The 20,100-nt window shown below is 61.8% G+C and carries 21 protein-coding genes and 1 pseudogene; 10 read left to right on the top strand and 12 right to left on the bottom strand.

Annotated elements, in window-relative coordinates; translation table 11 throughout:
* Positions 1 to 8: 8 nt before the first annotated feature.
* The 3 genes from MHY24_RS07405 to MHY24_RS07395 form a co-directional block, all read right to left on the bottom strand.
* Positions 9 to 1,658: a sodium:solute symporter family protein gene (locus MHY24_RS07405; protein WP_239229030.1), complete on the bottom strand. Its 1,650-nt coding sequence runs from the start codon at positions 1,656 to 1,658 to the stop codon at positions 9 to 11.
* Positions 1,659 to 1,669: 11 nt separating this feature from the next.
* Positions 1,670 to 2,569: an aldose epimerase gene (locus tag MHY24_RS07400; protein ID WP_239229028.1), complete on the bottom strand. Its 900-nt coding sequence runs from the start codon at positions 2,567 to 2,569 to the stop codon at positions 1,670 to 1,672.
* Between the two features lie 195 nt (positions 2,570 to 2,764).
* Entirely contained in the window at positions 2,765 to 3,208 is a 444-nt protein-coding gene (locus MHY24_RS07395) for a YdcF family protein (protein WP_204610001.1), read from the bottom strand.
* 129 nt (positions 3,209 to 3,337) lie between these two features.
* Between MHY24_RS07395 and MHY24_RS07390 the strand changes: the two genes are divergently transcribed.
* The 6 genes from MHY24_RS07390 to rbsD are packed head-to-tail and all read left to right on the top strand — an operon-like array spanning position 3,338 to position 9,005.
* On the top strand, positions 3,338 to 4,327 hold the full coding sequence (locus tag MHY24_RS07390; protein ID WP_239229026.1) for a LacI family DNA-binding transcriptional regulator: 990 nt from the start codon (positions 3,338 to 3,340) through the stop codon (positions 4,325 to 4,327).
* Positions 4,324 to 5,868 (top strand): sugar ABC transporter ATP-binding protein, encoded by a 1,545-nt coding sequence (locus MHY24_RS07385; protein WP_239229023.1) that lies wholly within the window; start codon positions 4,324 to 4,326, stop codon positions 5,866 to 5,868. Before MHY24_RS07390 ends, MHY24_RS07385 begins: the two co-directional genes overlap by 4 nt.
* Entirely contained in the window at positions 5,865 to 6,806 is a 942-nt protein-coding gene (locus MHY24_RS07380) for an ABC transporter permease (RefSeq protein ID WP_239229021.1), read from the top strand. The genes MHY24_RS07385 and MHY24_RS07380 overlap by 4 nt, the downstream gene beginning before the upstream one ends.
* Before the next feature lie 12 nt (positions 6,807 to 6,818).
* Positions 6,819 to 7,733 carry a substrate-binding domain-containing protein gene (locus MHY24_RS07375; protein ID WP_239229011.1) on the top strand — a complete coding sequence of 305 codons (915 nt, stop codon included), beginning with the start codon at positions 6,819 to 6,821 and terminating at the stop codon, positions 7,731 to 7,733.
* Entirely contained in the window at positions 7,730 to 8,638 is a 909-nt protein-coding gene (locus MHY24_RS07370) for a ribokinase (RefSeq protein ID WP_239229009.1), read from the top strand. The genes MHY24_RS07375 and MHY24_RS07370 overlap by 4 nt, the downstream gene beginning before the upstream one ends.
* A complete protein-coding gene (gene rbsD / locus MHY24_RS07365; RefSeq protein WP_204610011.1) occupies positions 8,631 to 9,005 on the top strand; it encodes a D-ribose pyranase in 375 nt (124 codons plus the stop codon). The genes MHY24_RS07370 and rbsD overlap by 8 nt, the downstream gene beginning before the upstream one ends.
* Here the strand turns inward: rbsD and MHY24_RS07360 are convergent.
* Entirely contained in the window at positions 9,002 to 9,268 is a 267-nt protein-coding gene (locus tag MHY24_RS07360; RefSeq protein WP_150851167.1) for a type II toxin-antitoxin system RelE/ParE family toxin, read from the bottom strand. The two genes, rbsD and MHY24_RS07360, sit on opposite strands and share 4 nt — an antisense overlap.
* 69 nt (positions 9,269 to 9,337) lie before the next feature.
* Between MHY24_RS07360 and MHY24_RS07355 the strand changes: the two genes are divergently transcribed.
* A complete protein-coding gene (locus MHY24_RS07355) occupies positions 9,338 to 9,589 on the top strand; it encodes a type II toxin-antitoxin system Phd/YefM family antitoxin (protein WP_239229007.1) in 252 nt (83 codons plus the stop codon).
* On the opposite strand, the gene MHY24_RS07350 is transcribed toward MHY24_RS07355, so the two are convergent.
* The 3 genes from MHY24_RS07350 to MHY24_RS07340 form a co-directional block, all read right to left on the bottom strand.
* The gene (locus tag MHY24_RS07350) at positions 9,586 to 9,867 is read right to left on the bottom strand and encodes a type IV toxin-antitoxin system AbiEi family antitoxin domain-containing protein (protein WP_239228998.1); all 282 of its coding nucleotides are present in this window, start codon (positions 9,865 to 9,867) and stop codon (positions 9,586 to 9,588) included. The genes MHY24_RS07355 and MHY24_RS07350 overlap by 4 nt on opposite strands.
* Positions 9,868 to 10,124: 257 nt before the next feature.
* Positions 10,125 to 10,625, bottom strand: coding sequence for a 5-(carboxyamino)imidazole ribonucleotide mutase (gene purE / locus MHY24_RS07345; RefSeq protein WP_239228989.1), 501 nt, complete (start codon positions 10,623 to 10,625; stop codon positions 10,125 to 10,127).
* Between the two features lie 24 nt (positions 10,626 to 10,649).
* Positions 10,650 to 11,765 (bottom strand): 5-(carboxyamino)imidazole ribonucleotide synthase, encoded by a 1,116-nt coding sequence (locus MHY24_RS07340; protein WP_239229128.1) that lies wholly within the window; start codon positions 11,763 to 11,765, stop codon positions 10,650 to 10,652.
* A gap of 79 nt (positions 11,766 to 11,844) precedes the next feature.
* Between MHY24_RS07340 and budA the strand changes: the two genes are divergently transcribed.
* Complete coding sequence (gene budA, locus MHY24_RS07335; protein ID WP_239228961.1) at positions 11,845 to 12,576, top strand: acetolactate decarboxylase; 732 nt, start codon at positions 11,845 to 11,847, stop codon at positions 12,574 to 12,576.
* On the opposite strand, the gene MHY24_RS07330 is transcribed toward budA, so the two are convergent.
* On the bottom strand, positions 12,554 to 12,994 hold the full coding sequence (locus tag MHY24_RS07330; protein ID WP_049378610.1) for a hypothetical protein: 441 nt from the start codon (positions 12,992 to 12,994) through the stop codon (positions 12,554 to 12,556). The genes budA and MHY24_RS07330 overlap by 23 nt on opposite strands.
* Before the next feature lie 24 nt (positions 12,995 to 13,018).
* Positions 13,019 to 13,918, bottom strand: a complete 900-nt coding sequence (locus MHY24_RS07325) for a biotin--[acetyl-CoA-carboxylase] ligase (RefSeq protein WP_239228959.1) — start codon at positions 13,916 to 13,918, stop codon at positions 13,019 to 13,021.
* 44 nt (positions 13,919 to 13,962) lie between these two features.
* On the opposite strand from MHY24_RS07325, the gene MHY24_RS07320 reads away from it, so the two are divergent.
* The gene (locus MHY24_RS07320) at positions 13,963 to 14,949 is read left to right on the top strand and encodes an ABC transporter ATP-binding protein (RefSeq protein WP_239228957.1); all 987 of its coding nucleotides are present in this window, start codon (positions 13,963 to 13,965) and stop codon (positions 14,947 to 14,949) included.
* Between the two features lie 29 nt (positions 14,950 to 14,978).
* Here MHY24_RS07320 and MHY24_RS07315 read toward each other — a convergent pair.
* From MHY24_RS07315 to MHY24_RS07305, 3 genes and pseudogenes are all read right to left on the bottom strand, one after another.
* Positions 14,979 to 15,427 (bottom strand): annotated as a pseudogene (locus tag MHY24_RS07315) (integrase core domain-containing protein); the annotation flags it as partial.
* Positions 15,427 to 16,671, bottom strand: a complete 1,245-nt coding sequence (locus tag MHY24_RS07310; protein WP_239228946.1) for an MFS transporter — start codon at positions 16,669 to 16,671, stop codon at positions 15,427 to 15,429. The pseudogene MHY24_RS07315 and the gene MHY24_RS07310, both read right to left, overlap by 1 nt.
* Positions 16,668 to 18,320, bottom strand: coding sequence for an ABC-F family ATP-binding cassette domain-containing protein (locus tag MHY24_RS07305; protein ID WP_239228944.1), 1,653 nt, complete (start codon positions 18,318 to 18,320; stop codon positions 16,668 to 16,670). The genes MHY24_RS07310 and MHY24_RS07305 overlap by 4 nt, the downstream gene beginning before the upstream one ends.
* A gap of 401 nt (positions 18,321 to 18,721) precedes the next feature.
* Here MHY24_RS07305 and MHY24_RS07300 point away from each other — a divergent pair, with 401 nt between their 5' ends.
* Positions 18,722 to 19,975 (top strand): ABC transporter substrate-binding protein, encoded by a 1,254-nt coding sequence (locus tag MHY24_RS07300; RefSeq protein WP_239228941.1) that lies wholly within the window; start codon positions 18,722 to 18,724, stop codon positions 19,973 to 19,975.
* Positions 19,976 to 20,100: the final 125 nt, after the last annotated feature.

Raw genomic sequence — 20,100 nt, 5'->3', positions numbered from 1 at the left:
TGGGCTCCTTAGGCGAAGATGATGTTGAGGGCTACGGCCATCACCAGGCAAATGATGCCCAGCGGGACGGTCTGCTGGTACCACGGCAAGGACTTTTCGGTGTAGTCCTCAAAGTGGTCCTTGGGGGTCACGGAAGAGACGAAGCCAACCAGCTCGCTATCCGGCTTGGGCTGGGTGAACAGGGTGACCACGATGGATACCAGGATATCCACCACGAAGGCCACACCGGCCGCGACGAAAGCGGTGCCTTGGCCGGGCAGGTTGATCATGTCCGTGAAGGATGCGACGTACCAGAAAGCGATGGCGGAACCGGTACCGGCTACGAGTCCGGACCAACCGGCGTGCGGGGTCATGCGCTTCCAGAACATGCCCAGAATGAAGGTGGCAAACAGCGGCGCATTGAAGAAGCCAAACAGGGTCTGCAGGTAGTCCATGATATTGCCAAAGTTTTGCGCGAGCAGCGCGGTGAAAATGGCAATAGCGGTGGCGATAATCGTGGCGATGCGGCCGAACTTCAGGTAGTAGTCATCCTCGCGGTCCTTGACCACGTAGGTCTGCCAGATGTCATAGGAGATGACGGTATTAAAGGCCGAGATATTCGCGGCCATGCCGGCCATGAAGGAAGCGAGCAGGCCGGCGATCGCCACGCCCAGCAGGCCATTGGGCAAAAGGTCGCGCATGAGCAGCAGGATGGCGTCGTTGGGCTCCGCGCGCTCCTCCATCAAATCGGCCACGGATACGGAGGCGACCATGCCCGGAATGACCACGAGGAAGGGCACGAACATCTTGGGGAAGGCGCCGATAATCGGGGTCTTGCGGGCGGCCGAAATGGAATCGGAGGCCATGGCGCGCTGCACCTCGACGAAGTTGGTGGTCCAGTAACCGAAGGAAAGCACGAAGCCGAGGCCCAGCACGATGCCGATGACGGACCACACTGGGTTCTCAAAACCGGAGATGTCCGTGCCCGGCCACGTGTGGAAGTGCGAATCTTGGGCCACCGCATCCTTCAGCCCATTCCAACCACCAACGCGGTTCAAACCAATGATGGTCAGCGGAGCGAGGGCGGCGATGATGACGAAGAACTGGAGGACCTCGTTATAAATGGCAGCCGAAAGGCCACCCAGGGTGATATAGGACAGCACGATGAGGCCGGCGACGAGGAGCGATACCCACATCTGCCAGCCCAGCAGGGCCTCCACGATGGTGGCCAGCAAGTACAGGTTCACGCCGGCAATAAGCAGCTGGGCCACAGCGAAGGAAATCGCATTGACCAGGTGCGCGGCATTGCCAAAACGCTTGCGCATGAACTCCGGCACCGAGCGCACCTTGGAGCCGTAGTAGAACGGCATCATCACAATGCCCAAAAAGACCATTGCCGGGATGGCGCCGATCCAGAAGTAGTGCATGGTTTGGAAGCCATACTCCACGCCATTGGCGGACATACCGATGATTTCCACCGCGCCCAGGTTGGCCGAGACGAAAGCCAGTCCGGTCACCCAGGCGGGCAATCCGCGGCCGGAGAGGAAGAAGTCGATGGAGCTAGACACTCGGGCCTTGGCGGCCCAGCCGATGCCTAGCACGAAGAGGAAGTAGATGGCTACCAAAAAGTAGTCCACCCAGGAGGCATCGAGCCTCAATACGGATTCAGCAGTCTCCATGGCTGACCTTTCTAGTTATTGTTCTCTGCTGCAAGGCGCAGCGTGAATCTCTGCGGGTTCTGAGCGCTCAGGTGCACGAGGTCTTCCCCGCTGCGCAGCGCATTCGGCGGCGCGCTCATGGGCTCCACGGCCAATGCCTTGCCGGGGCCACCTGCCCGCGGGAAATCGGCCGGGGTAAACATCTGCACCCAGTTCAGGCCTTCGCCCATCTCCAGGCGCACCCCCTTTCCACCGGCCGAATACACGGCCGTCAGTGGGCCTTCGCCGTGGAAGCAATCGTCCCAGTCCACCTCGGCGATGGGCTGATTAACAATGCGCACCTGCTCCGTCTTTCCCGTAGGCAGGTTGCGGGCGCCGAGCAGGTAGCGCTTGCCGACGTCCACACTGAGCACCGCTTCCTCCGCCCCTGCCCCTTGTGGGCAGAGGTAGAGGTGCAGCCCATAGGCGAAGGGAACCTCGCCGGGTTCCGCGGTGCGGGCGGTGAGCTGGTGGTGCAATCCCTGCTCATCGAGGGCATAGGTGGCCTCGAGCTGAATCGCCCACGGCCAGCCCTGGCGCGGCTCAATATCAAAGGTGATGACCACCCGGTTGTCCGAGCGTTCCTTGACGTGCCACCAATCCACCGCGAATCCATGGATGGCGTTATTGCGCTCTGGCTCCGTGATGCCTAACTGGTGGACAGTCCCCTGCCATTCAAACCAGCCATCTTCGGTGCGATTCGGCCACGGCGCCAGCACCACGCCAGCCATCAGCGGCGGCTTGCCTTCGTAGCTTTCTACCAAGGGCGCACCGCGATAGGTCAGCGCCTTGAGTGCACCGCCGAATAGACCGATCTCGGCCGCATAATCGCCGTGGGCAAGTGCGACGCTGGGGTAGTCGGCGTCAGGGCCAGCCGCTCCTCCACTGGTCATAACAAAGACCTTTCTGGCTATAACTTTCGTTGGATTTAGCCTAGGAGTACGGCGAAGCGCCGGTCAATCGTTTGCATAACTGCTGGCTCAAACCCACGGTTTCAGCAGCTCACCGCCCTTGAGTTAACCTCCAGTTAACCTCTTTCGGGGCTGGAAGCGCACGTGGGAAACAGGCCGCCACACCGGGCAGGAACACTACCCCTGCATCCGCCGCCACACTATTCGCGCCGCGGAGTGTGGCGTGGCCAAGACTTCGCGCAGGTAGTTGCGCGGCATCAACCGCCACGGGGTGCGCGCGGAATGCAGGTGCACGGCAATGCCGAGGTGCCAGGCCCACAACGCGGTGCGCAGGATATGAAAATCATTGGTCACCACGTGTAATACGGCATCCGGGGCCAAGCGGTGGGCATTCTCTAGATTTTCATTAGTGCTCGTGGCTTCCAGTTCCACCACCACCCGCTCGGCCGGCACGCCACGTTCGATGAGGTATGTAGCCATAGGCCCCGCCTCACCACGGCCGGAGACAATGATGCGCTGACCGCTATAAAGCGCCAACGCCTTATCAAGGCGCGAGCGCAGCATGGCGCCGGGATAGCCATGGGTTACGCGGGAGCCCAAAACAAGGAGCGGGTCAGACATGGATACCAGCATAGACTTGCCGGCTCTTGACATGAAGATGGAAATAGCCGTACCTTTAACTCAAATGTGCAATCGATTGCACCCAGGAGGGCCGGACGTCGGCTCATACGCCTAACCAAGGAGGACAGCATGGCCGGAACCACTCTCAAGGACGTGGCCGCTGCTGCTGGAGTATCCATTTCCACCGCGTCCCGTTCGCTCTCGGGCAACCCAGCCATCTCGGAGTCCACGCGCCAACGCGTAAAGGACACGGCCATCAAGCTCAACTATAGGCCCAATGCCCAAGCCCGAGCATTGCGCAGTTCCCGATCTAACGCCATCGGCTTGGTCATCCCCAGCCTAGATAATGCCTACTTCGCCGCAATGGCCGCAGCCATCGAAGAAGCCGCCGATAAGCAGGGACTCGCCACGATGATTACCAGTTGTGGCGAGGATCCGCAGCGGCTAGTCAAGGCCCTCGATGCCCTGATGGAACGCCAGGTAGACGGCATTATCGCGGTACCTCTCGAAGGCGCCGAAGAAGCGCTGGAGCAGGCGCGCGCTTACCGTCCACTCGTGCTCATTGACCGCACCCTGGGCCAGATTCCAGCAGTGCTATCAGACCCCCACCCGGGCATGAAACAAGCCGTGGAACAGCTTAAAGAAAAAGGGCACACGCACATCGGCTACCTTTCCGGGCCGCAGGAAACCTCCACCGGCCGCCAGCGCCTCCAAGCATTCGAGGCCGCCACCCGCGGTATGCCTACCCATATCCACCACGGCAGCTACCGCCACCGCGAAGGTTATAAGGGTGCTATCGCACTCCTGCAGGAAGGCGTCACCGCGCTCATTGCCGGAGATTCCATGATGACGGCCGGCGCGCTGGAGGCCTGCCATAACGCGGGCAAGCGCATCGGAGAAGAAATCGCGCTCGTCGGCTTCGATGACTTCATCTACCTGCGCTTCCAACCCTCCCCTATCTCGGTGGTGGACCAGGACGTTGCCCGGATGGGCGAGACCGCCACGGCTAAGCTCATCGCGGCCATCAATGATAAGCACCAACCGGAAGGCGAGGTGCTAGAAACCCGCTACATCCCGCGCATGTCCACCGCCCACCAACTCGATGGGGCCACGCCATGAGTGACTGCGTTTTGCGCCTGGACAATGTCACCAAATCCTTCGGACCGGTGGAGGTCATTAAGGGTGTAGACCTCACCGTCCGCCGCGGCCAGGTGCAGGCCTTGCTGGGTGAAAATGGCGCGGGAAAATCCACCCTCATCAAAATGATTGCCGGCGTGCACGAACCAGATTCCGGCCGCATCCTGGTAGATGGCACAGAGGTGAAAATCCCAAATACCAAGGCCTCTGAGGCGCTGGGCATCGCCACCATTCACCAAGAGCTCAACCTTGTGCCCACTATGTCGGTGGCCGAGAACATCATGCTTGGGCGCACCCCACGCCGCTTTGGGTTGGTCAATCGCAAGCATCTCAAGGCACAAGCCCAAGCTGCACTGCATCTTATCGGTTTGGACGTGGACCTAGACATGCCGGTGGGCGAGCTGGGTGTGGCCAAGCAGCAGCTCGTAGAAATCGCCAAGGCGCTGTCCATGAACGCGCGCATTCTCATCTTGGATGAGCCCACTGCCGCGCTCACCGGCAAGGAGGTTGATGCACTCTTTGCCGTGCTCGAGGAACTCAAGGCCAAGGGCGTGGCCATGGTCTTTATCAGCCACCACCTGGAGGAGCTGGCGCGCATTGCAGAAACCATCAGCGTGCTGCGCGATGGCTCTTTCATCGCCGAGGTCCCAGCCAATACGGACGAAGACGAGCTGGTGCGCCTCATTGTCGGCCGCGAGATTGAAAACCAATACCCGCGCGAGGTTCCTCCCGAGCGCGGCGAGGCCCTGCTGGAAGTCTCCGAGCTGACTGCCGACGGCGCCTTTCACGACGTCACCTTCACCGTCCATGCCGGCGAAGTCGTCGGCCTTGCCGGGCTCGTGGGAGCCGGCCGCACCGAAATCATTCGCGCCATCGCGGGCGCTGACCCGTACGATTCCGGCACCATCCGCGTCGGCGGCACGCAGCTGCGCGGCGGCGATATTCGTGCCGCCATCCGCGCCGGCGTGGGCCATATCCCCGAAGACCGTAAGTCCCAAGCGCTAGTTCTCGATGCCTCCGTGGGCGATAACCTCGGATTCGCCACCCTCTACCCCACCGCTAAGGTGGGGCTGGCCGACCGCAGCGGTCAACGCCGCCGCGCCGGTGACGTAGCGGAAAAGCTGCGCATTCGCATGGCCGATCTCTCCCAGCCCATCCGGAACCTATCCGGCGGCAACCAACAAAAGGCGGTCTTTGGCCGCTGGGTACTGGCCGGTTCCAAAGTCCTCCTCCTCGATGAGCCCACCCGCGGCGTCGACGTCGGCGCCAAGGTGGAGATTTATAACATCATCAATGAGGTCACCGCTGCCGGCGGCGCTGTGCTCATGGCCTCCTCCGATCTGCCTGAGGTGCTCGGCATGTCCGACCGCATCCTCGTCATGTCCGGCGGCCAACTCGCCGGCCAGCTACCCAAGGACTCCACCCAAGACGAGGTCATGGCCTTTGCCGTATCCAATGTGACCTCTTCTACCTCTGCCTCTGCTGCCGCGCCCGCCGGCACTAACCCCAAGGATGAAGCATGACCAAGAATCGAGTAGTTAACTGGGCGATGAATAATGGCGCGCTCGTCGGCCTCATTGCCCTGTGCATCGCGCTGTTTATCGCTACGCCGTACTTCCTCACCGTGGCGAACCTGCTCAATATCGGCATCCAAGCCGCCACGGTGGCCATCTTGGCCTTCGGCATGACCTTTGTCATCGTCACCGCAGGCATCGACCTCTCAGTGGGCTCGGTCGCCGCGCTCGGCGCCGTGGTCTCTGCCTACATGTTCTCCACCGCGGGACTGCCTGGCTGGCTCACCCTGCTCCTCGGCCTGATCGTCGGCGCGCTGGCCGGCGCCATCTGCGGCATGGCCACCGCGTGGGGCAAGATCCCCTCCTTCATCGCGACGCTGGCCATGATGTCCATCGCCCGCGGCCTCACCCTGGTCATTTCCCAGGGCTCGCCGATTGAAACCGCCCCGTCCGTCAACGCCTTTGGCGGCGATATCGCCGGCTTCCCCGTGCCCATCATCATGATGGTTATCGCCGGGCTCATCTGTTGGTTCATCTTGGAGCGCACGGTGCTCGGCCGTTCCATGTACGCCATCGGCGGCAACCTGGAGGCCGCCCGCCTCTCGGGCCTGCCGGTCAAGCGCATCCAGATCGCCGTCTTCGCACTCTCCGGTTTCTTCGCCGCCTGGGCCGGCATGGTCATGGCCGGCCGCCTCGAATCCGCACAGCCGCAGGCCGGCACCGGCTATGAGCTCGATGCCATCGCGGCCGTCGTCATCGGCGGCGCCTCACTCTCCGGTGGCCAAGGCAGGGCCACCGGCACCCTGGTCGGCGCGATTCTCTTGGCCGTCATCCGCAATGGTTTGAACCTGCTCAACGTCTCCTCTTTCTGGCAGCAGATCGTGATCGGCCTGGTCATCGCGCTGGCCGTCGGCTTCGACGTCATCCGCAATAAGACGGCCAACTAAGGAGCACCCGCTATGAAAAAGCTCATCGCCACCCTCCTCGTACCGGCCCTCGCGTTAGGCCTTGCCTCCTGCAACCGCTCGGAAGAAGACCGCAACCGCATTACGCTAGCGCTCTCCACGCAAACCAACCCCTTCTTCGTCGAACTGCGCCACGGCGCACAGGATAAGGCCAAGGAACTCGGCGTTCCGCTAGACATCCAAGACGCTTCCGATGACCCCGCCCAACAGGTCAATCAGCTGGGCAATGCCACCTCCATGGGCGCCAAGGTCGTCGTGGTCAACCCCACCGATTCCGATGCCGTTGCCCCGGCCGTGCGCGGCATCAAAAATGACGGCGTGCCCGTCATCGGCGTGGACCGCGACGTCAACGGCGTAGAGCTGGATTCCATGGTGGCCTCCGATAACGTCGCCGGTGGCGCGCAGGCTGCGGATAAGCTCGCCGAATCCATTGGGGAAAAGGGCGATATCCTCATCCTCCAAGGCACCGCTGGCACTTCGGCCTCGCGGGAGCGCGGCAAGGGCTTTGAAGAGCAGATTGCGAAGTATGGGGACATTCGGGTCGTCGGCAAGCAATCGGCGAATTTCGACCGCACGGAAGGACTCAACGTCGCCACCAACTTGCTGCAGGCCAACCCGGATATCAAGGCCATCTTTGCAGAGAACGATGAAATGGCGCTCGGCGCGGTCGAAGCTTTGGGCTCGCGCGCCGGATCTGAGGTCAAGGTGGTGGCATTTGATGGCACCTTCGATGGCCTCAAAGCGGTCAAAGATGGCAAGCTGGAAGCTACCATCGCCCAGCAGCCCGCAGAGCTCGGTGCCCGCGCCATCGAACAAGCCGCAGCGCTCCTGCACGGTGGCGCGGCGGAGAAGAACGTCCCCGTCGAGGTCATCACCGTCACCCGCGACAATGTGGAGGATTTCCAATGAGCAAGCTAACCGTCGTCGGTTCCATCAATGCCGATCTCATCGTGCACGCCGAGCGCCACCCACAGCCCGGCGAGACCCTGCTGGGCTCTGGCGGCGACATCTTGGCCGGGGGCAAGGGCGCTAACCAGGCCGTCGCGGCCGCACAGCTGGGCGCCACCGTGGCCTTCGTGGGCGCGGTCGGCTCCGATCCCTATGCCGAGCCCGCCATGCGCTACATGCGCACCTCCGGCATCGATCTGAGCGCCGTGGAGCAGGCCGATACCAACACCGGCCTGGCCGTCATTACCGTCTCGGCCGATGGCGAGAACACCATCGTCATCTCCCCCGGTGCCAATGCGGTTGTCGACGCCCCCTTTGTCACCTCCCGCGCCTCCACCATCGCCGATGCCGACGTGGTCCTCCTCCAGGGTGAAATCCCTGCCTCCGGTTTCCAGGCCGCGGTCGAGGCGGCCCAGGGCCGAGTGGTGGTCAACCTCGCGCCCGTGGTCGAGGTCGACCGCGACTCGCTCCTGCAAGCCGATCCTTTGCTGGCCAATGAACACGAAGCAGGGCTCATCCTGGACCAGCTCGGACTACCTGCAGAGGGCGCCCCGCGCGAGCTCGCCCACCGCTTGGTAGAGGCCGGTTTCCGCTCCGTCGTTCTCACCCTTGGCGCCCACGGCGCCTACGTGGCTACCCCGGAAGGCGGCACGGATATCCCCACCCCGCGCGTGACCGCCGTGGATACCACCGGCGCCGGCGATGCCTTCGCGGGTGCCTTCTGCGCCCAGCTGCTCACCGGTGCCTCGCTTGTCGATGCCGCCACCTTCGCCGCCCGCGTCGGCGCCTTCGCCGCCACCGGCAACGGCGCACAGCCTTCCTACCCCACCACCGAATCCGCCCTGCCGGAGGTCACCGATGCGTAAATCCGGCCTGCTCAATCCCGCGCTCACCAGCGCTGTCGCGCGCTTGGGCCACACCGATACCTTCGTTATCGCCGATTGCGGCCTGCCCATCCCCCGCGAAGTGCCTGTCATCGACCTCACGCTAACCTTTGGCATCCCCACCTTTGCCGATACCCTGGCGGCTCTCCTCGATGAGGTCGTGGTCGAAGCCGCCACCATCGCCGATACCACCCCGCCTGAGGTGCGCTCCCTGCTTCCCGCAGTACCGCTTACCGAGGTCTCCCACGACGACCTCAAGCGCGAGGTCGCCCGCGCCTCCTTTGTCGTGCGCACCGGTTCCACCACGCCGTTTGCCAATGTCATCCTGCGCTCCGGCGTGCCTTTCTAGCGCTTATAAACGCTTCCGCGTGCCCCTACGGTAAACACTTCCACCAGCACTTCTTGCTCCTCAACGGAGTACAGCACGCGGTAATTTCCCACCCTTATTCTTCGGCCACTCCTGCCGGACAAAGCGATAGATCCCGGTGGATATGGGTCTTTAGCCAGTCCACCGATCGCGCGCTTAATCCGTTGATATTGCTTTCGGTTTCCCTGATGGATTTTTTGTAACTCTCGCTTAGCCTGCCGCGTAAACGCGATGTTGTAGTCCATGACCTCTTAAAAAGTTGTACTCTTTGCTAACTTAGTACTAGTAGTACTTTGATGTATTAGGAGCTTTCATTGTCTTTGCCACTTTCCGAACTCCGCACCCGCTTAGGCCAGGTCATTGACCAAGCCCACTACGCAGGAACCCGCACCGTTGTCACCCGCAACGGTAAGGAAGCCGCAGTTATCATTTCGCCTCAAGAACTAGCTTTCCTTGACCGCCTCGAAGCCGCCGCAAATGCTGAAGCCCTCCGCCAAGCCCGCGCCGCCGATACCGGCGAACGCTTCTCTTTTGAGCAGGTCACGGAAGAAATTGAAGGGCGCTAGCCGTAAATTGGCTCGGCTTCAAACCACTGCGAACCACTCACGACATGCCTGTAGGCAAATTTCAGAGGAAAGGTCATCTCCTTCCTGGAGTACAGCTGCACCGCAGAGCTGCCCGCAAGCATGATTCCAGGCCACCGCTTGTGCAGGATGCGAGCTACCTCCATGGGAGTCGGTTCCCGCCACGTATAAATCCCGCGGCCGATTCGGATTATCTTTCCATTCGCTACATGAGTTTTAAGCTCTCCCCTGCTTAGGCCTGAAACCAGTACTTCTTCCATGCTTCCCCCTTTGAGCATTATTCCCCTGCCCGAAAGCTTAAAGCACGCTTCCTCACGCCGCAGGCTACAACGATGCACAGCAAGCACGTTTTATCCTTTTCCTCCGCGAATTCTGCCCGATCGTGCTTGTTTTGCATGTTGGCAAGGGGCGACGAGAACTTCGCTAAAGCTTAGGAGACAAAACAAGCACGTTTTGCCGAAAAACTACGTGGTTTTGGCTAAAACGTGCTTGTTTTGTTTGGCCTTAGACCGGAGAACTACTCTCCTAGCAGCTTGTCGCGCAGGTTCTTATCCTTCTGCTCGACTTCCTCGGCCATCTGCTTTTGGTAGTCCGCCATCTTGTCTTGGATGGCGGGGTCGCCAGCGCCGAGGATGCGGGCGGCGAGCAGGCCGGCGTTCTTCGCACCGCCGATGGAGACGGTGGCTACCGGCACGCCGCTGGGCATCTGCACGATGGACAGGAGGGAGTCGAGGCCATCGAGATCCTTCAGTGCGCGGGGGATACCGATGACCGGCAGCGGCGTAGCCGCGGCGACCATGCCGGGAAGGTGCGCGGCACCGCCGGCGCAAGCGATAATCGCCTTCAACCCGCGGGTATGGGCTTCCTTGGCATAGGCCAGCATCTTTTCCGGGGTGCGGTGGGCGCTGACCACGCCAACCTCGAAGGGGATGCCGAAGTCCGCGAGGACCTGAGCGGCGGGTTCAACGGTGGGCCAATCGGAATCGGAGCCCATGATGATGCCTACATGCGGTTGCATAGTGTCCTTTCTACAGGCAGGAATTTAAGCCCATTCGGCGTGCACGAGGAAGTGCGCGGCCTGGCGGGCGATGGTCAGGGGCTCGTCGGTATCTTCACCGGTGACGTTGACGTGGCCAATCTTGCGGCCAGGGCGGTGGTCCTTGCCGTAAAGGTGAATCTTGGCCTGCGGGTAGCGCTGCATGACCTCGCGGACGCGCCCCGGCATAGGCATGGCGGGATCTTCGTCGGCGCCCAGAACATTGGCCATCACGGTAACGGGTGCAAGCGCGTCGACTGCGCCCAAGGGGAGGTCGAGCACGGCGCGCAGGTGCTGCTCAAATTGGGAGGTCACGCAGCCATCCTGGGTCCAGTGGCCGGTGTTATGCGGGCGCATGGCCAGTTCGTTGACGGAGATATCCTCGCCTTCGGGGCCGTCGAAGGCAAAGAGCTCGACGGCCAGCACGCCGGTCACGCCGAGGGACTCGGCGATGGTCAGACCCAACTCGGAAGCGCGCTGGGAAAGTTCCGGTGTAAGGCCGGGGGCGGGGGCAATGGCCTCGGCGCAGATGCCGTTTTCCTGACGGGATTGGGTAATCGGCCACACCTTGGCCTCGCCGGAAGGACGGCGGGCGACCAAGATGGAAAGCTCGCGGGTAAGTTCCACCTTTTCCTCTGCCATCAGCGGGGTTCCGGCCTCAAGCAGCTCGGAGACCAGCTCAAAGCAATTATCGGCGGTGGGGAACCATACGCCCTTGCCGTCATAACCACCGCGGCGGGCCTTGAGGCACACGCGGCCATCGACGGCGTCGAAAAAGGCGCGGGCATCGGCCACCGAGTCGATGGCGGCAAAGCGCGGCACGGGAGCGCCCAGCGCGGCGAGCTTTTCGCGCATCTTGAGCTTGTCCTGCGCGTAGATGAGGGCGGTGGGCTGGGGCTGGACGTTAAATCCGGCGTCGATAAGCGCGGCGGAGTGCTCGTTGGGCACATGCTCATGCTCGAAGGTAATGGCATCCGCGCCATCTGCTACGCCGCGCAGCTCCTCCAAGGAGGTGTAATCCCCCAGCACCACGTCCGGGGTGACCTGCGCGGCGGAGGAATCCGGCTTGCTAGCCAGAATCCGCAGGTGAATATCGAGTTCCGCGGCGGCCGGCTGCATCATGCGAGCCAGCTGGCCGTCGCCACAAACAGTTACAATAGGCTTTAAGTCACTCACGTCCCCCAATACTAGCCTGGATACTATGTTCACTCGTCATACCATCTTCCAAAATTCCCTCATGACCGCTTTGCTGGACGGCATTTATGACGGCGAAATGACCATTTCGGAACTGCTTGGTAAGGGCAATTTTGGCCTCGGCACCTTTGATGGCCTCGACGGAGAGATGATCATTTTGGATGGCACCTGCTACCAGCTGCGTGGCGATGGCTCCGCGCAGATTGCAGACCTAGACCAGCGCACCCCTTACGCGGTGGCCACGAACTTTGTCCCGCGCATTACTGCCGACGCCCCCGCGGGCCTGCGCCGCGATCAGCTCTCCGCGTTCATCGATGAGCTCGAGCCTTCCGCCAACTACATGTACGCGGTACGCATCGTGGGCACGTTCAAGGAAGTGACCACCCGCACGGTGGTCAAACAAGAAAAGCCCTACCCGCCAATGTCTGAGGCCGTGGGCGGCGACAAGGAGCTGCATTTTAAGGACGTCGAGGGCATCATCGGCGGCTTCCGCACCCCCGTCTATGAAAAGGGAATCTCGGTACCGGGCTGCCACGTGCACTTTATCGACGCCGCCCGCACCTCCGGTGGCCACGTGCTGGACTATGTAGTGGATAAGGCAACGGTTGAGCTTTGCCCCGCCTCCGATCTAGAGCTGCGCCTGCCGCTGACGCAAGAATTTAGCCGAGCTAACCTCTCCCCTGAGGATCTGGATAGCCAGCTTCATACCACCGAGGTTAAAACCAAGGGCGATCATTAATAATCTCGGCCACGCGCTTGGGCTTGGCCACGTTGGGAAAATACATGGCTCGGTCCCAGCCGTGAATCGCTAGGGATACCCCGCCTCGGCGCTTGCGGGCACCGCGGATATCCTGCAGCGGAATGGAATCGATATTACGGCCCTCGCGCGCGATGACGCGCCTATTAGTCACGATGAAGCGCTTCCGGCGGGCCTTATAAAGAGGAATGAGAAAGCGCCAGATTCCCAGCAGCGCCCATACCGCGACGAGGCCGTTGCGCAGCATCGGGTCTACTGCTTGGACATCGCACCAGCCGATGGCAATCCACAGCAGGCCGGTAATGAGGATGAGCTCGAGGAAGGGGAAAATCAGCGCGCGAAACGGCGCGGAGACATCCGCGCGCTTGACCTCACCTTGGCCCATCTTCATTAGTCCCATAGCTATGGATGCTACCTCGCGTGTCTACTTCCGTGGACGCAGGTGCGTGACATCGCCCGCGGAGTAGTACTCGCCGGCGACCATGATGCGGCCGTCCTCGCCGATTTCATCGACGTGCCCGGTGACATCGCCGGACGGGGTTTCTAGGCGCACCTCCTGGCCGAGCGAGGAGCAGACCGCACGGTAGTCGCGCAGAAGCTGCGGATCCTGGTTCTCCCATTGCACGATGCGACGGCGCAGGTTCTTCAACACGGTAATGGCCAGCTCGGTGCGGTCCGTATCGCGGCCTTCGAGTGCGAGCGAGGTGGCCTTTTCAATCGGTAGATCCTCACGAGTCAGGGTGACATTGATGCCCATGCCCACGACGACGCGCGCGGATGGTGCGGCGCCACCTACTGCCTTATTGACCTCTGCTTTATTGACCTCTGCTTTATTGACTTCAGCCTTATTTACTTCGGCCTTGTTGACCTCGGCCTTGTTGACCTCAGCCTTGCCTACCTCCACCTTGGTGAGCTCGGTCTTTGGCGCGGCCTTGAAGGCTTGGCCCACGGGGCCGGCCTCGGCAAGGATGCCGCACAGTTTATTGCCGTCGATATGCACGTCGTTTGGCCACTTCAGCACGGTGCCCTCGATCGAATCGGTCACCGCGAGGCCCGCGGCCAGCGGTAGGGTGCCTAGCTGCTCGAGGGATTCCGGCAGCAAGAGCACGGAGAAGATGACCTGGGAGCCGGCCGGCGCGGTCCAAGTGCGGCCGAGGCGGCCCTTGCCGGAAAGTTGTTCGTCGGCAAGCAGCACGGTGCCATCCGCAACGTTGGTGGCCTGCATCAAATCGGTATTGGTGGAGCCGGTCTTTTCCACGAAATCGATGGTGGTGAAATCGTCTGCCAGCGCAGTGCGAATGCGTTCCAAATCAAGTGCAGTCATAAGCTTCAAGGATACCGGCCGCCAATGGTGCTAGTGTGTTGCGCATGGCAAAGGTCACTTTTGAAAAGGTCAACATCACCTACCCCGGCGCGAGCGCGCCCACGGTAAAAGACTTGGACCTCGATATCGCGGACGGCGAATTCCTAGTCCTCGTTGGCCCTTCGGGCTGCGGCAAGTCCACGACGCTACGTGCGCTGGCGGGGCTGGAACCTACATCCAGCGGCCGCATCACCATCGATGGCAAGGACGTGACCGACCTGGAGCCAGGTGATCGCGATATCGCCATGGTCTTCCAGAACTATGCCCTCTACCCGCACCTGACGGTGGAGGAAAACATGGGCTTTGCCCTGAAGCTGGCAAAGCTTCCCAAATCCGAGATCAAAGCCAAGGTGCACGAGGCGGCGGAAACGCTCGGCCTGACCGAGTATCTCAAGCGCAAGCCCAAGGATCTGTCCGGCGGTCAGCGCCAGCGCGTGGCTATGGGCCGAGCTATTGTGCGCGAGCCGAAGGCCTTCCTTATGGACGAGCCGCTATCTAACTTGGATGCCAAGCTGCGCGTACAGACCCGCGCGGAGTTGGCCAGCCTGCAGCAGCGCCTGGGTACGACGACGGTGTATGTCACCCACGACCAGGTGGAGGCTATGACCATGGGTGACCGCGTGGCGGTGCTCAAGGACGGCGAGCTGCAGCAGGTTGCCCCGCCGCGCGAGCTTTACGACGCCCCCGCGAACGAATTCGTCGCCGGCTTCATCGGCTCACCAGCCATGAATATCTTTGACTACAACGGTTCCCGCGTAGGCGTGCGCCCAGAAAAGATGTTTATCAACAAAGGCCCGGTGGGCTTCCAAGGCGTGGTGGACATTGTGGAAGAGCTGGGAGCCGAGTCCTATGTCTACGTCACCGTTGGCGACAATCGTCTAGTTGCCCGCGCCGAAGGTACCCCACCGCAGCGGGGTGAAGCGGTGGTACTGACCTTCAACCCACGCGAGGCGCACCGCTTCGATCCAGAAACGGGCCGTCGCATCGCCTAGGACTAGCTGAACTAACCGGAGCGGTAAGTCAAACGTGAAAACGGCGGCTGGTCTCCACACGCAGTGTGGGGACGATGCCGGTTGTAGTAATGCAGCCAGGCGTGGAGCTCACCGCGGCGTTCGGCTTCGGAAGTATACCGGTGGGCGTTGAATCACTCGCCAACCCCACCAGGACCGCGGTGGCGGTGATTGCGGTTTCGCCATCGTGAATCTCGGCGTAGACGAGGCAGAAGTAGTCGTCGATGACGGCGTGGACGTAGACCGTGCCTATCCACGGGTCGTAGGGCTTGCTCCGGGGTGGTCATGCTCGTAGCGCGGCCGACGCGAGTCAGCCGGTTGAAATGGCAAGACGAGAGGATACGGTCGGCCATGAGACCTGGAAGCGGGCAGCGACCTCGCTAATCGGCCATCCGTCGTCGACGAGGAGTTGGGCGACCTCCGAGCGGTGGCGAGGTGTGAGGATGGCGTTGGCATGCATTAATCCTCTCCTGCCTCGACAAGCGTCTTCTGCGGCATCTTGAGTTGTCCCAGGGCTGCGAGGAGTGCTCCCGTGGCCAGTGGCACTAGTCCGGCGGCGATAAACAGAGTTCTGATGTCGATGTGGCGGCTGAGGAGTCCGGTGAGAGCGATGGACAGAGGCATGAAGGCGATGGATATAAAGAAGTCGAGGCTGGCGACCCGGCCGAGCATCTCCAAGGGGACGTGTTCTTGGAGTACTGCTCCCCAGATGACCATTCCGATCCCGATCAGCGCCCCGTAGAACGCGAGGCCTGCGCCGATGGCCCACGAATTGCTGGTGAGCGCCGGGATGGACAGGGGCAGGCATCCGATCACCCAGGCACCGACCATGGCCGGCAGGAAGCGTTCCGGTGTGCGCCACGACCCAGCTAGCAGAGAACCCACCACCCCGCCCGCGCCGAGGGCAGCCAGGACGGTGCCGTAGAGTGCAGGTCCGTTGTCATGCGATGAGCGCATGAGGGCAGGTAGGAGGACTTCGAGTGGTCCAGTCACTACCAGTCCCATTACGGCCGCGAACAGGACACTGGAGCGGACCCAACGTGTGCGGGAAACGTAGCGGAAGCCGTCGAGCAGGTCGGTGATCAGTGAGTCTTCCGCACCGTCGGTCTCGGGCTCGGCGCGGGTGGGGGCGGGAAGCTGCAGAGCCGCAAGCAGGGCAAGTCCGAGTGCTGCTGCGATGAGGTATCCGCCAGCGGCGGGCATGCTGGCACCGATGACCGCTCCGACGGCGGCGGGCGCAATTGCCTGTCCGACCAACGGGCGGGCGGCACCTTCGAGGCCGTTGACGGCCATTAAGTCGTCACCGTCCACCAGGACTGGCACCAGCGCCGTGTAGGCGGGGAAGAAGAAGGCGGTTGAAGTGCCAATAATGAACGCGGAAACCGCGAGCATCCAGAAGGTAACAATGTCGAGGATTGCTGCCGTGGACGTCGCGGTCGCGATAGCGAGGTTCAGGGTGAGCACGCCCACGATGACGGACTTATTGGGGATCCGGTCTGCAATTACGCCAGCTGGGAGGGATCCTGCAAGCAGGCCAATGCCGCTCCAGACTACGACACCCGACAGGGTGGCTGGCGTGGCGCCCAGGTCGAGGGTCTGCATGGCAAGGTAGAGGGCCCAGGCACCCTGGGCGAAGATGGTCAGCACCATCGCTGCGAACAGCTGACGGTACGTGGTGATGGTCAAGGGGTGAAGCGGGTTCATGGCATGTCCTTCAGGTCAAGGTTCAGGTGGGGCCAGTCGGCCAGGTCGTGGAGCATCTGCCGGTCATGCGTGGCAACGATCACCGCGCAGGAGGTCTGCAGCAGCTCGGTGGTGATGTCATCAACGAGGATCGAGGACAGATGATTGGTGGGCTCGTCCAGGAGCAGCAGGTCTGGATCCTGGGCCAGACACATGGCCAGGTGGAGACGGCGTTGCTGTCCTTGCGACAAGCGCCCCACCGGCGTGCCGGTTGCGGAGGCTTCCAGCAGCCCGAGCGAGCCGAGGGACGGCGCCTGAGCTCGACGGCCTAGCTTCGTCAGGTACGCCTCATAGACCTCGTGTGCGGGGCTGGAGCGGTCCCAGTCGGGGACCTCTTGGGACAGCAGAGCGATGCGCGCTCTCGGATTAACTCGCACATGTCCCGTGGTGGGGGCCAGCCGCCCTGCGACAAGTGTCAACAGGGTGGATTTTCCCGTGCCGTTCGGTCCGGTGACCACCAACCGGTCACCGCCGTTCACGTCGACCGAAACCGGAGCGTCCAATCGGTCCTTCACAGTAACCTGGGTGGCGTTCATGATGCTCTGTCCGGCACGGGTTGCCGAGGCGGGCCACGCAAGACGCAGTGGCGGCGCCGGGACGCCGATTTCATGACTTTTCAGGTCTTCGATACGTCGGTTGAAGGCTTGGACCACTCCAGCAGCGCGTGTGGCGCGTTGGTGCTTGCCTGTGCCCTTTTCAGGTCTCCATCCACCCTGGGACAGGCGGGAGCGCGCCTCGGCTGCAGCGCGTGTCAGTTCCTCGTGTCGGGCAACCTGGGCGGCGTGATCCTGTTCCCACTTGAGGCGTTCTCGTCGGCGGCCTTCAATCCAGCCTTTGTAGCCGCCCGAGTAGGTTCGCGGGACACCATCTCGGGTCGGGTCGAGATCCAGGAAGGTCGTCGCCACATCATGCAGCAGCGCGCGGTCGTGACTGACCAGAGCCAGGCCACCAGGGTGGTCACGCAGTTGCTCGGTTAGAAAAGACAGTCCTTCAGCATCCAGGTGGTTGGTGGGCTCATCCAACAGGAGCAGGTCGGGGGTCGATCCAAGTGCGACGGCGAGCCGGACCCGGTAACGTTGTCCGACCGACAAGGTCGACAGGATGCGAGCGCGGTCGCTGCAGGCGTCAAGGCCTGCCAGTGCGATGTCCACCCGCCTTTCTGCGTCCCAGGCGTCCAGTAGCGTGGCGGTCTCGAGCGCTGCGGAATAGGCATCGGCCGCGTCGTCACCCGCGGCGAGTGCAGCGCTCGCGACGTCAAGGGCCTCGAGCGCAGACCTAGAGGGAGCAGTCGCTTCGGCGATGAGGTCGCCGACGGTGCGGTTACCCTCGGCAGACATGTCCTGCTTAACCAAGACGCGGGAACCCATCTGGGTCACTACTCCCGAGTCAGGGGTCAGGAGCCCGGCCAAAATGTGAAGCAAGGTGGTCTTGCCACGACCGTTGTCCCCGACGATCGCCAGACGTGAGCCGGCGGAGACGGTGACGTCCAGCCCGTTCAGGAGGTGCCTGTCCCCCAAGGTGATGTGGATTGATTCAGCGCGGATGTGTGCGGCGAGCCCTTGGGGCGTTCCACTCCACACACATGACCGCAAGGTTGGTGTGTTTGGCATTGCATACTCTCAGCTCGTCATGGAGCCGGGCAGCACAAGATGGCCGCCCGGCAGATGGCCAGGACGGCAGACGAAAGATCAGAAGGGGTCCCGCCGCCGTCAGCGGACGGAACGCAGCTTCATGGAAGCGATGCCTGAGTACATGCGGCAGAGTCTACCCAGCGGGGCGGATCTCGGCAAACCAATTAACATCTAAGGTCAATACAACTAGCACCCACGATTCCCCACGGAGGAGACTTAGCCGCGAAGGCAGCTAGGCCGTCGTAGAACAGGTACACGGCCAAGCCAGCCACATCCCCCTTTACTACCCCCATTTAGAGTTAAATAGGCCAAAATTATCCACCTTTTGGTTTCCGTATTTTAGGTTTAAAGAACCGAAAGTTTTCCGAAAGGTGAATTCCATGAAGAAATTCCTGCTTCGCACCACCGTTGCGACAACCGCAGTTTTGGCACTGGCCGGCTGCTCTTCTTCCTCCTCTTCCGATTCCGCGGCGGGCGGTTCCTCCGAGGGCGGCGCGGATGCGCGCGGCCCCATCACCTTTGCCATGGGCAAAAATGACACGGACAAGGTAACCCCCATCATCGAAAAGTGGAACGAGCAGCACCCAGAAGAGAAGGTCACGCTCAAGGAGCTGGCCGGCGAGGCTGACGCTCAACGCGAGACCCTCGTGCAGTCCCTCCAGGCGGGCAGCGATGATTACGACGTCATGGCGCTGGACGTCGTGTGGACTGCGGAGTTCGCCGCCAACCAGTGGCTCCAGCCCCTCAATGGTGACTTTGAAACCAATACGGATGAGCTGCTGCCAGCTACCGTAGAGTCCGCCACCTATAACGACGTACTTTACGCGCTGCCGCAAAACACCAACGGACAGCTGCTTTTCCGCAATACCGAGCTCGCGGATAAGGCGCCGGAGAAGTTCGCGGACCTTAAGTCCGCGTGCAAGGCACTGGACAAGGACAAGGACTGCCTGACCACCCAGCTCAAGCAGTACGAGGGCCTGGCACTCAACACCGCCGACTTTATGGAAGGCTGGGGCGGCTCCGTCCTGGATAAGGACGGCAACGTCACCGTGGACTCCAAGGAGGCCAAGGACGGCCTGCAAGCCATGGTGGATGCCTACAAGGAGGAGACCATTTCCAAGGACTCCACCGCCGCCACCGAGGAAGAAACCAATATGGCCTTTACCGAGGGCAAGACCGCCTTCGCCATGAACTGGCCCTATATGTACTCCAACGCGGTGGATGCCGGCGTCGACGTCGAGGTTCAGGCCCCGCTGGGCAAGGACGGCGTAGGCGTGTCCACGCTGGGCGGCTATAACAACGGCATCAATATCAATTCCAAGAATAAGGGCACCGCGCTCGACTTCATGAAGTTCATCATCAACGAGGACAACCAGAAGTCCTTCGCGGAGCAGTCCTTCCCGCCGGTCTTGGCTTCCATCTACGATGACCCGCAGCTGCAGCAGGAATTCCCGTATCTGCCGGCACTCAAGGAGTCTCTGGAGAACGCAGCACCACGCCCAGTTTCCCCGTTCTACTCGGCAATTTCCAAGGCCATCCAAGACAATGCCTACGCTGCATTGACGGATGGCAAGTCGGTAGATGATGCCACCGCCGATATGAAGGCGGCCATCGAATCGGCTTCCCAGGGCTAAACGCCCAATCCGGGTGAGGTAGGCGGACACCCCGCCGCCTCACCCTTTGTGGTTTTCACTCCCCTAATGGGGATAGAATCTAGCCAATACTTAGCATTTCTTGAACAGAAAGGCGGTCCAGCGTG

The organism is Corynebacterium sp. ACRPQ (genome assembly GCF_022347225.1).
In the GTDB taxonomy this organism is placed as follows: domain Bacteria; phylum Actinomycetota; class Actinomycetes; order Mycobacteriales; family Mycobacteriaceae; genus Corynebacterium; species Corynebacterium tuberculostearicum_D.
Note: the sequence above shows the minus strand (reverse complement) of the source record. Positions and strands in the feature narration are given on the sequence as shown.